The 14415-nt window shown below is 46.7% G+C and carries 13 protein-coding genes; 7 read left to right on the top strand and 6 right to left on the bottom strand.

Features of this window, described 5'->3' with window-relative positions; genetic code table 11:
• Positions 1 to 49: 49 nt before the first annotated feature.
• The gene (locus tag JOD82_RS28090; RefSeq protein ID WP_209950358.1) at positions 50 to 940 is read right to left on the bottom strand and encodes a LysR family transcriptional regulator; all 891 of its coding nucleotides are present in this window, start codon (positions 938 to 940) and stop codon (positions 50 to 52) included.
• A 153-nt stretch (positions 941 to 1093) separates the two neighbouring features.
• Between JOD82_RS28090 and JOD82_RS28095 the strand changes: the two genes are divergently transcribed.
• The 4 genes from JOD82_RS28095 (at position 1094) to JOD82_RS28110 (ending at position 5700) form a co-directional block, all read left to right on the top strand.
• Positions 1094 to 2848 carry an ABC transporter ATP-binding protein gene (locus JOD82_RS28095; protein WP_209950347.1) on the top strand — a complete coding sequence of 585 codons (1755 nt, stop codon included), beginning with the start codon at positions 1094 to 1096 and terminating at the stop codon, positions 2846 to 2848.
• Entirely contained in the window at positions 2845 to 4584 is a 1740-nt protein-coding gene (locus JOD82_RS28100) for an ABC transporter ATP-binding protein (protein WP_209950348.1), read from the top strand. The genes JOD82_RS28095 and JOD82_RS28100 overlap by 4 nt, the downstream gene beginning before the upstream one ends.
• A gap of 206 nt (positions 4585 to 4790) precedes the next feature.
• Positions 4791 to 5105, top strand: coding sequence for a MazG nucleotide pyrophosphohydrolase domain-containing protein (locus tag JOD82_RS28105; RefSeq protein WP_029514913.1), 315 nt, complete (start codon positions 4791 to 4793; stop codon positions 5103 to 5105).
• Positions 5106 to 5118: 13 nt separating this feature from the next.
• Positions 5119 to 5700 carry an LOG family protein gene (locus tag JOD82_RS28110; RefSeq protein WP_029514915.1) on the top strand — a complete coding sequence of 194 codons (582 nt, stop codon included), beginning with the start codon at positions 5119 to 5121 and terminating at the stop codon, positions 5698 to 5700.
• 149 nt (positions 5701 to 5849) lie between these two features.
• Here JOD82_RS28110 and JOD82_RS28115 read toward each other — a convergent pair whose 3' ends face one another.
• Positions 5850 to 7142: an MFS transporter gene (locus tag JOD82_RS28115; protein ID WP_029514918.1), complete on the bottom strand. Its 1293-nt coding sequence runs from the start codon at positions 7140 to 7142 to the stop codon at positions 5850 to 5852.
• A 272-nt stretch (positions 7143 to 7414) separates the two neighbouring features.
• The gene (gene speE / locus JOD82_RS28120; protein WP_029514919.1) at positions 7415 to 8242 is read right to left on the bottom strand and encodes a polyamine aminopropyltransferase; all 828 of its coding nucleotides are present in this window, start codon (positions 8240 to 8242) and stop codon (positions 7415 to 7417) included.
• Between the two features lie 282 nt (positions 8243 to 8524).
• On the opposite strand from speE, the gene JOD82_RS28125 reads away from it, so the two are divergent.
• Positions 8525 to 10582, top strand: coding sequence for a transglycosylase domain-containing protein (locus JOD82_RS28125; protein ID WP_209950349.1), 2058 nt, complete (start codon positions 8525 to 8527; stop codon positions 10580 to 10582).
• Positions 10583 to 10728: 146 nt separating this feature from the next.
• On the opposite strand, the gene JOD82_RS28130 is transcribed toward JOD82_RS28125, so the two are convergent.
• Together JOD82_RS28130 and JOD82_RS28135 are read right to left on the bottom strand one after the other, a co-directional pair.
• Complete coding sequence (locus tag JOD82_RS28130; protein ID WP_069011486.1) at positions 10729 to 11193, bottom strand: transporter; 465 nt, start codon at positions 11191 to 11193, stop codon at positions 10729 to 10731.
• Positions 11194 to 11327: 134 nt separating this feature from the next.
• Positions 11328 to 12377: a hypothetical protein gene (locus tag JOD82_RS28135; RefSeq protein WP_209950350.1), complete on the bottom strand. Its 1050-nt coding sequence runs from the start codon at positions 12375 to 12377 to the stop codon at positions 11328 to 11330.
• 118 nt (positions 12378 to 12495) lie between these two features.
• Between JOD82_RS28135 and JOD82_RS28140 the strand changes: the two genes are divergently transcribed.
• Together JOD82_RS28140 and JOD82_RS28145 are read left to right on the top strand one after the other, a co-directional pair.
• Positions 12496 to 12888, top strand: coding sequence for a VOC family protein (locus JOD82_RS28140; RefSeq protein ID WP_165150540.1), 393 nt, complete (start codon positions 12496 to 12498; stop codon positions 12886 to 12888).
• A gap of 118 nt (positions 12889 to 13006) precedes the next feature.
• Positions 13007 to 13819 carry a pentapeptide repeat-containing protein gene (locus JOD82_RS28145; protein WP_029514927.1) on the top strand — a complete coding sequence of 271 codons (813 nt, stop codon included), beginning with the start codon at positions 13007 to 13009 and terminating at the stop codon, positions 13817 to 13819.
• A 225-nt stretch (positions 13820 to 14044) separates the two neighbouring features.
• On the opposite strand, the gene JOD82_RS28150 is transcribed toward JOD82_RS28145, so the two are convergent.
• Positions 14045 to 14398 carry a YunG family protein gene (locus tag JOD82_RS28150; protein ID WP_209950359.1) on the bottom strand — a complete coding sequence of 118 codons (354 nt, stop codon included), beginning with the start codon at positions 14396 to 14398 and terminating at the stop codon, positions 14045 to 14047.
• Positions 14399 to 14415 lie beyond the last annotated feature (17 nt).

The following is a 14415-nucleotide window of genomic DNA, read 5'->3' on the forward strand; positions in this document are numbered from 1 at the left end:
CAATTCAAATGAGTTTTTACAAAAAGATGCTTTCATCCAAAAAATTTAGCTACCTTAAGTCAGCTCCATCAGATGCTTGGCTAAAACTTTCAATGAATCGAGAGGCTAGAGAAGACATGTATTTATCCTTCATCCAGACAGCCGCCACACGTGTATGCAATTCTTCACACATAATTTCCTTAACGATTAACTGGTTATTGCTTCCGAGTGACAACGCAGACCGCGAAATCATACCGATCCCCAGCCCTTCATTAGCCCAATGAAGCGTGGTGCGAGCATCATCGTTTTTGCAAAAGAAATTTGGCTCAAAGCCATGCTTTATACAGGTATCGTGGATCAATTGTTCAAAGCGGCGATATACGATGAGCGGCCTGTTTTTCAAGCCAGACAACGGGATGGTCTTCTGTTCGGGGTTCCAGTCATGTTCTTCTGTCATCACTGCGATCATCGGTTCGGAGGACGCATATCTGCACCCTAAATCAGTGGTATTAAAAGGGGTTCTGACGATACCGACCTCGACAATTCCTTTGTTCAAAAGATCGAGAATCCTAAAGGTATTTCCCTCATGAATTTCAAATTTTACACCCGCATAGGTTTTATGAAATTCGGAAAGCCTGTCTTTCATTAGGGCTGCGCCGGAAGAGGAGACCGTTCCAATGGTAAGCGTACCCTTCATCCCCAAGGCAAAATCGTTAATTTCTCTCGTTGTGGCATCTGTCAGCTCCAGAATCTGCTTGGCCCTATTCTGTAAAATGATGCCGGCCTCCGTCAACTGGATGCTTCGCGAGCCTCGATGCACGAGCTTTACACCAAGCTCTTCCTCCAGTTGCATGAGCTGCTGACTTAAGGGAGGCTGTGCGATTTGCAGCTTTTTGGCTGCCGCTGTAATCTGTCCGGCCTCTGCGATCGCCAAAAAATACTTGAGATGTCTCAATTCCATCATTATGGCCCTCCGGTACTGATATATGTAAAACCTATACCTCTAATATATATTAAATATTATTCATATGGTTGGGGATATGACATAATCAAATTCAGATATGCTATTGCGGCATGAGGCTATATACATTATTTAGGTTAGGTGATGGTTTATTTGCTGAAATTTGCTGTTTTTTTGAAACCCTATAAAAAGGAAACGATTCTTGGGCCTCTATTTAAACTGATTGAGGCCATCTTGGAACTATTGCTGCCCACTATGGTTGCCTTAATGATCAATCATGGTGTAGGTAAAGGAGACACCCATTATGTTTGGCAGATGGGTCTTTTGATGTTACTCATGACTATACTGGGCTTTGGCAGTTCATTAGTGTGTCAGTTTTACGCAGCCCGTGCCTCCCAAGGATTCGGGACTACGCTGCGCAATACGATGTTTAAACATATTTCATCGTTTTCTTATGCTGATCTCGATAAGTTCGGTACGCCCTCGCTCATCAACCGGATTACGAATGATGTCAATCAACTCCAAACGGCTGTAGCGATGCTGATTCGTCTGGTCATTCGTGCTCCTTTTATTTGTATCGGGGCTATTATCATGTCCATGATCCTGGATTTCCGCCTGGCTTTGGTGCTGTTGGCGGCTACACCGGTTCTAGCTTTGATCCTGTATGTGGTCATTACGAAGGCTTCACCACTGTATCGTCGGTATCAAAAAAAACTCGATAAAATCGCTCTGGTACTTAGCGAAAATCTTACAGGCGTACGGGTCATACGCGCATTTGCCAAAAGAGGCGCTGAGCGAGTTAAATTCAAGGCCGCTTCGGATGACCTGACTCAGACCGCTATTCGTGTCGGACGTATTTCTGCTTTGCTAAGCCCTGCCACCTTGCTGGTGGTAAACGGAGCTATTATTGCAATCCTGTGGATCGGCGGCATCCATATCCAATATGGATCACTTACACAAGGGGAGATTATTGCCTTTATTAATTACATTACGCAAATTTTATTAGCTCTGATTGTGGTGACCAATTTAATTATTTTGTTCACCAAGGCTGCCACTTCAGCAGCGCGGATTCAGGAGGTCCTAGACACGCAAGCTTCGATTTCCGACACTGCTGCTACTTCTACATCTATAGACAGGGAGGGAACAAGTGGGCATGGCGCTGTACCAGCCATCTCTTTTGATCATGTTTCCTTTGGATACAATAAGACAGGACAACTGGCACTTAGTGATGTAGTCGTAAACATCTATCCCGGTGAGACGGTCGGCATCATCGGAGGGACAGGTTCGGGGAAATCCACTTTTGTGAATCTCATTCCCCGTTTCTATGATGCGGTAGAGGGTCGTGTGCAGGTTGACGGCATCGACGTTCGGCAGTATAAGCTTGAGCAATTGCGGCAGAAAATCGGTATTGTTCCTCAGAAGGCGCTGCTGTTCACTGGGACGATAGCGGATAATATCCGTTGGGGACATGAACACGCCACCGACGAGGAAGTCGCTCAAGCCGCAGCAATCGCGCAAGCGGATGAATTTATTTCTAACTTGCCGGAAAAATTCGATGCCCCGATCACCCGAGGAGGACTTAATCTATCGGGAGGACAAAAACAGCGACTTACCATTGCCAGAGCTATTGTAGGCAATCCGGAAATTCTGATTTTGGACGATTCCTCAAGCGCACTTGATTTTGCAACTGACGCCGCCCTCCGGAAATCGCTACGGGAAAAAAGCACCCGCATGACTGTCCTACTGGTCTCGCAACGAGTAAGCAGCGTACAGCATGCTGATAAAATCATTGTATTTGATGAAGGCCGGATTGTCGGAATCGGCACACATGATCAGTTGATGAGCAGCTCGGAGGTATATCAGGAAATTAATCGCTCCCAGCTCTCAACGCAGGAGGTGGACCAATGAGTGGCAAGGAAACCTGGAGAAGATTGTTAACCTATGTCGGTCAATATAAAACAACAACATTTTGGGTCATCGTCAGTGCGATTCTCAGCGTGCTTGCCAGTCTGATCGGACCCTACATGATTGGTCAAGCTATCGACCACATGGTGGATAAGGGAGCAGTGAATTTTAAAGGTATTGCACAGATTCTAGCTGGATTAGGCATTGTATATGTTGTAGGCAGTCTGTTTAGCTGGCTACTCACGTATTTGACGAACCGTATTGCTTTTCAGACCGTAAATGATATGCGGCGGGAGTTATTTGATCATTTTAATATCCTTCCGTTAAGCTTTCATGACACTCATCCGCAAGGAGACAGCATTAGCCGTTTCGTGAACGATATGGATGCTGTGTCGGATGGATTGCTGCAAGGATTTTCCACCTTGATTACCGGGATTATTACGATTATAGGCTCCATTGTACTCATGCTGTATATCAGTCCGATCATGACGTTGGTCGTATTGGTGTCTGCCCCGATCACATACGGTGTGGCACGGTTCATTACGACAAGGTCACAGCGTATGTTCCGCGAACAGGCCAAAATTTTAGGAAGCCTGAACGGTTACGTGGAAGAAATGATCGGCGGGCAACGGGTAGTTACTGCTTTTCATTATGAAAACCGCTCGCTTGAGGAATTTTCCGCCAGAAACGAACAATTGTATCAAGCCGGGGTGAAATCACAGTTTTACGGATCATTGTCCAACCCCTCCACCCGATTGGTGAACAACATGACTTTTTCAGTCACCGCCATGATTGGTTGTATCTCCATCATTTTGGGTGGGATCTCGGTAGGTGGATTGTCGAGCTTTCTGATTTATACCAATTTGTTCGCCAAGCCCTTTAATGAAATTACGGGTGTTCTCACCCAGTTCCAGGCAGCCACGGCTTCTGCTCAGCGCATATTTGCGATTTTGGACTCACCGCCAGAGCAGCCGGAAAAATCGAACGCCGTACAGCTGGAGCGCAGCAAAGGCACGATTCTTTTTGATCATGTCAAATTCTCCTATAACCCGGAACGTACGCTCATTACGAACTTTAGTTTAGAAGTTAAGCCAGGCACTCGTGTGGCCATTGTCGGGCAGACCGGAGCTGGCAAAACCACACTCGTCAATCTGCTCATGCGGTTTTACGATGTGGACAGCGGCTCGATATCCATCGACGGGGTGAATATCAACGACATGAGCCGGGACAGCCTGCGGACTAACTTTGGTATGGTGCTTCAAGATACATGGCTGTTCAGCGGAACCATTCGGGACAATATCGCTTACGGGAAGCCGGAAGCCACGGACGAAGAAGTCATCGCGGCTGCAACAGCTGCCAATGCGCATAGCTTCATCAAGCGACTGCCTCATGGCTACGATACGGTCATCAGCGGGTCAGGCGACAGCCTGTCGCAAGGCCAAAAACAGCTGCTTACCATCGCGAGGGTAATCCTCGTCGATCCACCTATGCTGATCCTGGATGAAGCGACCAGTAGCATAGACACTCTGACAGAAGCGCGTATCCAAAAAGCATTTATGAAAATGATTGCCGGACGCACCAGCTTTGTGATCGCCCACAGACTATCGACCATCCGCGAAGCGGATTTGATTCTATACATGAAAAACGGCGATGTCGTCGAAAGTGGTACCCATGAGGGGCTGCTTGCCAGCGGCGGCCATTATGCCTCGCTCTATAACAGCCAGTTTACTACGGCTTAAAAGGCTGACCGGATACGGTCGCATCAGTAAGGTCAACGTTCTTAAAAAAAGGTCGGTTGCTTTTTAAGCAATTGGCTTTTTTATTTTTCTTTGATAAATCCCCCCCTATATTATATAATAAAACGAGAACAAACGTTTCCGTTTCATCTAAACCTTATGGTTTGTATAGCCAACATCATGCATGGGTTTCAGTTGGGAGGCTGAATATGGATATTAATGAATTTCAAAAGTGGGTCAAGCAATATTATCAGGAGAGGAACTGGTCTGATTTAGATATCTTCGTCCGAATTGGTTTCTTGGCAGAGGAAACCGGGGAGGTTGCGAGAGCTATTCGCGCCCTGGAGATCGGCAGAGACCGGCCTGATGAGATCGATGGTTCATTCGAGGAGAACAGGGAGCATTTAACTGAAGAACTTGGAGACGTACTGGGTAATCTCATCGTGATCGCCAACAAGTATGACATCACCTTGGAGGATATATTTCGAACACACCAGCAAAAACTTGCAAAAAGATATACATAAAGGAGAATCTCATATGAAAAGCATTGCTGTTTTTTGCGGTTCCAGTAATGGAGCGTCTGAGATTTATCGAGAGCATGCTGTTGCTCTGGGCAAGGCACTTGCCGAACAGGAAATAAGCCTGATTTATGGAGGAGCAAGTGTTGGTTTAATGGGTGCAGTGGCTGACGCGGCACTTCATGCAGGAGGTCACGTCATCGGTGTACTCCCTCACTTTTTGCAAAGCCGTGAAATTGCACATAATGGCCTGAGCGAATTAATCATTGTTGATTCCATGCACGAACGAAAATCTAAAATGGCAGAGATTGCGGACGGATTCATTGTTTTACCAGGTGGCCCAGGTACAATGGAAGAATACTTTGAAATTTTCACATGGGCGCAATTAGGCTTGCATGAAAAGCCATGCGGTCTTTTAAATATTAACCATTATTACGATCCTCTTATTTCCTTGTTTAATCGTATGGTTGAGGAACAATTTATGCAGGAAAAATATCGTGCGTTGGTAATTACGGATACTACTTCGCAAGGAATCCTACAGCAATTTACAAATTACACTCCTCCTGCCGTCAAAACATATCTCACGAGCAAACGGACCTGACATTAGGAATGGCACGTATTGCTCAACAGACATACCATTTAATTTAATATGATATGAAAGGAACACCACCGTCAACGTTATTCCAGTGGTGTTCCTGTAAAATTGAACTCATCCAATGAATGCTGTCACGCCTAACGGGAACCCCAATTTTAAATCCCAGCGCCCGTAGCGGTTGGTTGGTCCATTTGCTCACTTTCCTGAAAATCCCTGCGGTAGAACCAGCCGATCAGAACAGCAACGGTAGTCATGGCCGCAGCCAACAAATACACCTGCACCATACCGAAACGGTCTGCATACCAGCCCATGAATAACAAAGACAGACCAAAAGCGAGATTTGTAAGCACATCAATTCCCGCCATCACTTTGGGCAGCTGGGCTGCCGGTGCACTGGTTTGCAGCAAGGTGCGGCGAATGATACCAGCCATCTGAACAGGTAAGCCTGATACAGCAAAAAGAATAAGCGCAGCAGCGGGGATGGTATTCAGCGCAAATACAATGGTAATCAGTACATACACCAGCAATGCTCCGAGCATGTACAAAAAGCTGTTCTTTTGCAATCGCTTGACCAAGCCAACGACAATCAATCCACCCAAAATCGTGCCCGAAAAAAAGGACGCATTCATAAAGCCCCACCAGCTCGCATCCCGATGCAGCACTTGGCTGACGTACGCCAGAATAAATACCCCAAGCCAGGAGACTCCCCCGATACTATCCACGCTATCGACGATCATCAGAGAACGAATACGACGGTTGTGCCAAATGATTGTCCAGCCTTCCCCAAGCTCTTTCCAATGGGAGCCTTTTTCCTTTGCCTTTGCAGGCTCTACTGCATTTGTCGAGGAATCCGAAGCTTCAAGACTTAATTCCTTCTGATCCAGCGGATCACGAATAAAGGACGTGACAGTTACAGCCACGAGATAACAACAGGATGCAATCACAAGCGTATTCAGGGAACCCAGCCAAGCCACAATAATTCCGCTCAGCGCCCAGCCTGCACACCTGACCACCTGATCACTGACCGCCACCATGCCGTTGGCACGCATTAGCCCTTCACCCGTAGCCAAACGGGGTACAAGCGCATTACGCGCAGGATTGGTCCAGCCATCCAGAAAAGACATACCGAACACCATCACAAAAATAAATAGAAACGACCTCTGCTCAGGTACGATCCACAAATAAAGCAGCAGTAGCGTAAAAATGACAAACTGACCAAACTGGGAAAATAGCAACACGCGTGTTAGCCGAAATCGGCCGAGGACGATTGGTGCAACGAGCCCACTAAGCACTTGGGCAGACAATCGGAACAGCGGGATTAGAATAGTCGTCATTAAGGAATTACTTGAGCTGAACACCAATACCACTACACTCAACATGTAGATGATATCTGCTACGTTGGAGATCGTCTGGGACCCCCACAGGTAATAAAAAGAGCGTCTGATCAAAAAAGTTTCCCCCTCTTTGGTACATCGCCGATTTATGTATTTCCATAACCAAACCGTCCCTGTTGACATTACAAATCTGTTAAATGTCTGGTTTTTTGTATATTCTACACACACCCTTAAATTTCCTTCTTTTATCTTAAAAGGAAATTCAGTGTCCAGTATGCTTTCATGGCCATTTTCAAATCTTATTCAAGACAAAAAAGCGCCTATAGCGCTCCTTTCCGCCCAAAAACAGGCAATAAAGACCACTAAGACGCTTTTTCTTAAAATGTTTACTTCGTTAAATCCTCTACAAACTTAGGTAGTACAAACGCCGCTTTGTGCAAACGCGGACTATAATATCGGGTGTCCATCTCTGGAATTCGGTTTTCGTCTACTTCGAGCGGATCATACTTCTTACTACCCAACGTGAATGTCCATAGACCACTCGGATAGGTTGGAATGTTCGCACCATATACACGCACAATCGGGAAAATTTCCTTCACATCTTTGTTAACCTTCTGAATCAGATCTGCCTTGAACCAAGGATTATCCGTTTGTGCAACGAAAATACCGTCTTCCTTCAATGCTTCAAAAATACCTTGGTAAAACCCGCGCTCGAACAGCGGGGCTGCCGGACCTACGGGCTCCGTCGAATCGACCATAATGACGTCGTATTCATTTTTGTGTTCAATAATGTGCATGTATCCGTCATTGACCAGCACTTCTACATTAGGCTCGTCCAGCTTTCCTGCGATTTCAGGCAAATATTTCTTGGAATATTCTATCACCTTACCGTCGATCTCCACCAATACAGCCTTTTCCACTTCAGGGTGCTTGATGACCTCACGAATAACGCCGCCATCGCCACCGCCCACAACCAAAACCTTTTTCGGATTGGGATGTGTATTCAAAGCTGGATGTGCTACCATTTCGTGATACACAAATTCATCCTTAACCGTTGTCATCACCATGCCATCCAGAACAAGCATATTGCCGAATTCCTCTGTCTCGATCATAGCCAGATCCTGAAAATCTGTTTTCTCAGAGACGTAGGTTTGTTTGATTTTTGCTGTAATACCGAAAGAGGGAGTCTGCTTCTCCGTAAACCACAAGTCCATCATTCCAACCTTCTTTCTGATCAAAGTATGTGTCCGGCAATCCGGTAGCATAAACGTTGACTTTCCTTATATCAGTAACACGCAAACGCCAAGTTTGCTATATTTATTGTACCAAACACATTGGAATTTCACACTTTTTGCATTATAAGTGATACCTGAATGAGCTGCTAAAGCAATTTGGAGATTTAATCTTGTTTAAAATAGACACGTATGTGTATCTGATGAATAGACGCTTTCGGATTGACTATACTGAGAACATCAACTATGGAAGGAGGTGGCATGATGACCGATACGACCGGACGATCCCCCAAGCGTAAACCGCTTTGGCTTCGATTGTTTCAAGGACTGATGTCTCTCACGATCCTGACGGTCATCGCCGCCTGCATCCTGCTCGCCTATTTGTACACGACCAGCCTTCCGCTCGCGGATACGGATCGGAATTCACGTCTGCTCGATAGTCAGGGGCAAGTCATCGCCACTTTCTCTGCTGGAGGCAAAGAATCCATTCCGGTCCAGCTTGATCACATTTCACCCGATTTGATTGCAGCTACCCTGGCTGTGGAAGATCGGAAGTTTTACGATCATTTTGGCTTTGATTTCAAAGGTCTGGGCCGGGCGGTAATCGTTAATCTGACCCGCTGGGATATGTCGCAAGGAGCCAGCACGCTGACTCAGCAGCTTGCACGCAATCTGTACTTATCTCATGAGAAAACGTGGACGCGCAAGGCCAAGGAGGCTATCTATACCGCACAGCTTGAAATGAAGTACACCAAAAATGAGCTGCTACAAATGTATTTGAACGAAATTTACTATGGTCACGGCGCCTATGGCATTGAAGCAGCTTCGCAAATGTATTTCGGTAAATCCGCAAAGGATCTGGACTTGGCCGAAAGCGCCCTGTTAGCGGGTATTCCGAAAGGGCCGACCTACTATTCACCGTATAATCATATGAAAAATGCAAAGGATCGGCAGAAAATTGTTCTGGACTCCATGGCGCTTATCGGCAAAATTACACCGGCTGAGGCCACCAAGGCCTATGAGGAAATGTTAGCCCTGCGGCCCGAGAGCCAGCGTCGGACAGTGGAAACCGCTCCCTGGTTCCGCGATTACGTCCGCCAGCTGGCGACTCATCAACTTGGGATTAGCGAAGGGGTGCTTGAGCATGGCGGACTGAGTATTTATACCACGCTGGACATGCACATGCAGCAGGCAGCCGAGGCGGCTGTAAACGAAGGCATGAAGAACAGCAACGGACTGGAAACCGCGTTAATCTCCATGGACCCGCGCAACGGACATGTCAAAGCCATGGTTGGTGGAACGAACTATGTCGGGAATCAATATAATCATGCGCTGGCCACAACCCGGCAGCCAGGCTCCTCCTTCAAGCCGATTATGTATCTAAGCGCACTGGATTCCGGCGAATTGACGAGTACGTCCAAGTTCGAAAGCCGACCGACGTTGTTCCACTACGATAACAATCGCAAGACCTATAAGCCCAAAAATTTTGGAGACAAATATTTGGGCGAAATAGATCTTCGGCGCGCAATTGCGGCGTCCGATAATATCTATGCCGTAAGCACCATTTTGAAGGTGGGAACGGATAAGGTCATGGACCTCGCCAGCAAAATGGGCATTACAAGCGAGCTCAAGCCCGTACCTTCGCTAGCGCTGGGTGTGTCGCCCGTCAGCCCGTTCGAGATGGCCTCGGCCTTCTCGGTCATCGGTAGCGGCGGGCAAAAGGTGGCTCCGGTGGCAGTGCTGCGCATCACCGATGCTGCCGGGCGGTCGCTGTACGAAGCGCCCCAAGCCGCGCCCGTGCAGGTGGTGAAGCCCGCCTCCGCCTACGTCCTCACACGCCTTATGGAAGGCGTGTTCGAGGAAGGCGGCACTGGCAACCGGGTCGCGAAGCTGATCAAGCGCCCGGTTGCCGGCAAGAGCGGCACGACCAACACCGATGCGTGGATGGTCGGCTTTACCCCCGAGCTGTCCACCGCTGTCTGGGTCGGCTATGACAAGGGCAAGGACATCAGCACACAGGATGCCCGACGGGCGGCTCCGATTTTTGCGCAATATACGGAGAAAGCGCTGGAGAATGTGCCACCCAAAATCTTTCCTATCCCTGACGGCGTAGTCAGCGCTTATATTGACCCGGCCAGCGGCAAGCTGGCTGCACCGGACAGCCCGGACAAGCGGCTGGAGGTATTCGTCAGCGGCACGGAGCCGAAGGAGACGCTATCGGGGCAAGATAACCAACCGGCATCCACACCAACTGACCAAGCGGAGCGACAAGCTGAAAAGAAATCGTGGTGGGGCAATTTTAAGCGTTGGTGGATGGATTAATAGCAAAAAAAGACTGGGGGAACGCGATGAGCGCTCTCTCAGTCTTTTTATTTTCGCATCACTTACCTCATATGCCCATTTACCTCTCTTGCCAGTGCCATCAGCCATCATCCCGTTAAACCCCGCTCTTCCCTAAAGCTGCGCTATTACCAATAACAGCTAAACGACTCAATACGGTTGAGGTCTACACCATAATAAAACCAAAAACGTCCACTCCACCGAAAACCCGCTACCGATGTTCTGCCTACAAAGACAGGGTACAGCCAAAAACGCTCTCCGTTCGTCAGCCATACAAACGTGTTGCGGAACAAACAACCGAAGATGGCTCCAGGGTCAACAGCATAGGCCGAAACCAGCGGCTTCGGTGGCGTAAATTGCGGTGGTGGAGAAGTGGGTGCTTGAGCTTGCTGCCCACCTTGCGGACCGAACGGCCCTTGCGGCGGCGGTGAGAACGGCTGTGGCGAAAATGATCCTGGGCCTGGTGGCGGACCTATCGGAGACGGGAACGAATCCTGCATATCAGGAAATTGTGGAATCGAAGGACTTGACGGCGTGAATGGACCCGGAATACCCGGTTGCGTTCCGAAAGGAACTTGTGGCAGTAAAGACATGTGTTTCACTCCTTGTGTCTAGGCTGATGTATCCTATGCGGGACACCAGCCCGCGGACTGGGCGAATCCCCATATCTCCGCCAAACTCCGCTATTTCGTCCTTTTACATCAAAAATTCTTATTTCCTGATACGATTATTTCCCTTTCTGAACATGCTCCAGCTCAATTTCATGCACCAGTTTAATCTCGACTCGTTTCCTTAGCTCATAATACCGTTCCAGCAGTCGGTGCTCACCCCCCAACTGTTCATTCATCCAACCTATCATAGAGTCATCGTGATGTTCGTTAGACCAGCTAAACAAATCGCTATATAGCTGACCAAATGATTCCTCATTGCTGCGAGCGAACCGGATCGGTCGCGCTGTATAGCTTAGCTTGAGTTCCAGCATCTCATACAACACTTCCAAACGGTACTCCAAGTCCTGTACACCTGCTTTGGACACATCACAGCTTTTTATATCCTGAATAAGCTCTCTAAAGGTCAACCCTACATGCTGCATAGCAATATAAGACCACACACAGCTTCCCGTAGCTGTTCCATGAGCCTCCCAAAGCGGATTCCACAAAATAGACCGAATCGTATCCCTTTGCTCCTCTCCAAATAAGGCAATTCCAGCAATAATTCCCGCATTACAGTCTACCGAGGCATGTTGCTCTCCCCAATGTACCAATCGCGGAATCATATCTTCAGTAGTACATTTGAAGCTTAGCAGAGGTAAGAATTCATTAAACAAATGCTGATCCAATACTTTTTCCAATTCAGCCGCCAGTTTCTCACGGTACGGTTCGCATGGAAGATGTACCAGTCCCAAACAGGCATCCACAGACACAGCTCCATACGATCCGTTCACCAAAGCGACAAGATCAGCAGCAGCCTCCACATAACCCAAATAACCTAGCACATACAGCACACCGTCAGGTATATGTTCTGGGGATGCCTGATTTCGCACATAACGCTCGTACATATCCTGCGCCAAAGTAACATCCCCGCATCTCATGATCGGCTGGAGGAGCAACCCCCTGATATAATGGTGGGGATCTTCTACAAAAAGCCTATATAACTCCCACGCATCCTCCACTGTCCCATATTGGGCAACCACATCCGTATAGGCGGAAATGATGCTGGCGTCCAGCTTCTTGCCTGAGCCGAACATATCCATAAGTCTTGCTGTCGCGTCCATCATCCTGTTTTCTCCTTTCACGTGTGTACGTCTTCATAAAGCAATTCTCTAATGCTGAATATTTCTATTAAAAAAGAGGAAAGATGTTACCATCTACGATCCAGTCTAGGGAGTTGATCTCATGCATGATTCCAATCCAAAAATTACAACATTTTTCATGTTCTCTGGTCAAGCAGAAGAAGCCATGCAATATTATACCTCTGTCTTTAAGCCGTCTGGTATCATGAGCATTTTCCATCAGGAAGATGGGACCGTGTTACATGCCGTATTCAACCTCAAAGGGCAAACCTTTATGGCTATAGACTATAACCATCAGGACAAACACCCTTTTACCCCAGCTCTATCGCTATTCGTCACTTGTGATTCGGAAGAAGAAATTCATCGTGTGTTTAGTCAGCTATCTCAGGAAGGCCGAGTTCTAATGCCCCTTGAAGCCTCGCCCGTAAGCCAACAATTTGGCTGGGTTGAAGACAAATACGGTGTTTCATGGCAATTAAATTTGGCAAAAGACTAAATTTCTTCTCTAAACGATCCAGCAGACTCTAGAAGTCTATAGAAAAACAATAGACCATGCTCCATCTTTTTTTGGTAATATTATATTTAATAGGTGCCAATAAAAGGATGTGTGTTTATTGTATAGTGCAAATTGTGAACAATGTTTTGGTTTATGCTGTGTAGCCTTGCCTTATGCTAAATCAGCCGATTTTGCTTTTAATAAGGACGGAGGAACCCCTTGTCAAAACCTAAATGCGGATTATCGTTGTAATATTCATAAGAACCTAAGAAATAACGGCTTGCGAGGCTGTACAGTATATGATTGCTTTGGAGCTGGCCAAAAAGTTTCCCAAGTTACATACAACGGAAAAAGCTGGCGAGACGATCCGGCAATAGCTGAGGAAATGTTCAATATATTTCCCATCATGCAACAGCTTCATGAAATGCTTTATTACCTAAATGAAGCCCTTAACTTAAAAGAAACTCATCCCATCTATACAGACTTACAAAAGGCTATGGCGAAAACCGAGCAGCTTACGAATCAAGATCCAAAATCTCTCATAAATCTTCATGTACCCACCCATAGGGCGTTAGTCAATGATTTACTTTTACAAACAAGTGAGTTAGTACGAGAAAAAGTTAAGAAAAACATAGAGCACAACAAATATAGTAAAAAAATCAGAAGTAGAGACCTTATCGGGGCTAATTTAAGAGGCGCTAATCTTAGAGGTACCAACCTGAGAGGAGTTTTACTGATTGCTGCTGATTTGCGAGAGGCTGACCTGAGAATGACAGACTTGATCGGTACGGATTTTAGAGATGCTGATTTAAGTGGGGCTAATCTGGAAGGAAGTATCTTTCTTACACAGGCGCAATTAAATTCGGCTAAGGGCAATTGTAAAACCAAACTGCCCCCTTCTCTAAGCATTCCATACCATTGGCTGCATTAGTTTTTTTCTAAGCAGTGGTTGTATATTCGAGTCGTGTTAGCGCACGACTTCTTTATTATTCTTACCTCAGTATATAGCTCATTTTATAACGTAAATACAGCTCTTATCTTCAAGAATTTTACTGATTACTCAGTTCTTTAATGTATATTGGGCAACAAAAAGCACCTTCCATTGGATCAGGTTCAAAAATCACGTCTTTATGACTGCATCAAGATTTAAATCCCCTTATTCTTCTTCGTTTGAAAATTCCTTCAATCTCTGACTTAAGGCTGCATACTGCTCTGCATTGGTGTCCGAAAAAGCCTCCTCCCGGTTGGAGTATACATCCTGATACTGTGGAGGGATTGAAAATTGAGACCTCGTAAAATCTACAATGTCCTCACCAATACGGTTGTAATAGTGCCAACCACTATCCAGCCATGTTTTCAAAATATCGCCGCCAAGCCTGTCCTGAACGACGAGTGCTGTGACACCACATTGCCCAGACGCGGGGTTATTTGCTGTCCATTTAGAGCTAGACTCCAAAGACCAAGCTCGAAACAACGCCTTTTCTAATTCTAAAAAACGGTTTGCCTTCAACATGCGCCTCCCCTTTC

This window comes from Paenibacillus sp. 1182 (assembly GCF_017833915.1).
Taxonomy (GTDB): domain Bacteria; phylum Bacillota; class Bacilli; order Paenibacillales; family Paenibacillaceae; genus Paenibacillus; species Paenibacillus polymyxa_D.

What these genes read in the sequence shown, in the direction of transcription:
- JOD82_RS28090 (WP_209950358.1), bottom strand. Translation starts at nt 940, where the DNA reads ATGGAATTGAGACATCTCAAGTATTTTTTGGCGATCGCAGAGGCCGGA.
- JOD82_RS28100 (WP_209950348.1), top strand. Translation starts at nt 2,845, where the DNA reads ATGAGTGGCAAGGAAACCTGGAGAAGATTGTTAACCTATGTCGGTCAA.
- JOD82_RS28105 (WP_029514913.1), top strand. Translation starts at nt 4,791, where the DNA reads ATGGATATTAATGAATTTCAAAAGTGGGTCAAGCAATATTATCAGGAG.
- JOD82_RS28110 (WP_029514915.1), top strand. Translation starts at nt 5,119, where the DNA reads ATGAAAAGCATTGCTGTTTTTTGCGGTTCCAGTAATGGAGCGTCTGAG.
- speE (WP_029514919.1), bottom strand. Translation starts at nt 8,242, where the DNA reads ATGGACTTGTGGTTTACGGAGAAGCAGACTCCCTCTTTCGGTATTACA.
- JOD82_RS28125 (WP_209950349.1), top strand. Translation starts at nt 8,525, where the DNA reads ATGACCGATACGACCGGACGATCCCCCAAGCGTAAACCGCTTTGGCTT.
- JOD82_RS28130 (WP_069011486.1), bottom strand. Translation starts at nt 11,193, where the DNA reads ATGTCTTTACTGCCACAAGTTCCTTTCGGAACGCAACCGGGTATTCCG.
- JOD82_RS28135 (WP_209950350.1), bottom strand. Translation starts at nt 12,377, where the DNA reads ATGATGGACGCGACAGCAAGACTTATGGATATGTTCGGCTCAGGCAAG.
- JOD82_RS28140 (WP_165150540.1), top strand. Translation starts at nt 12,496, where the DNA reads ATGCATGATTCCAATCCAAAAATTACAACATTTTTCATGTTCTCTGGT.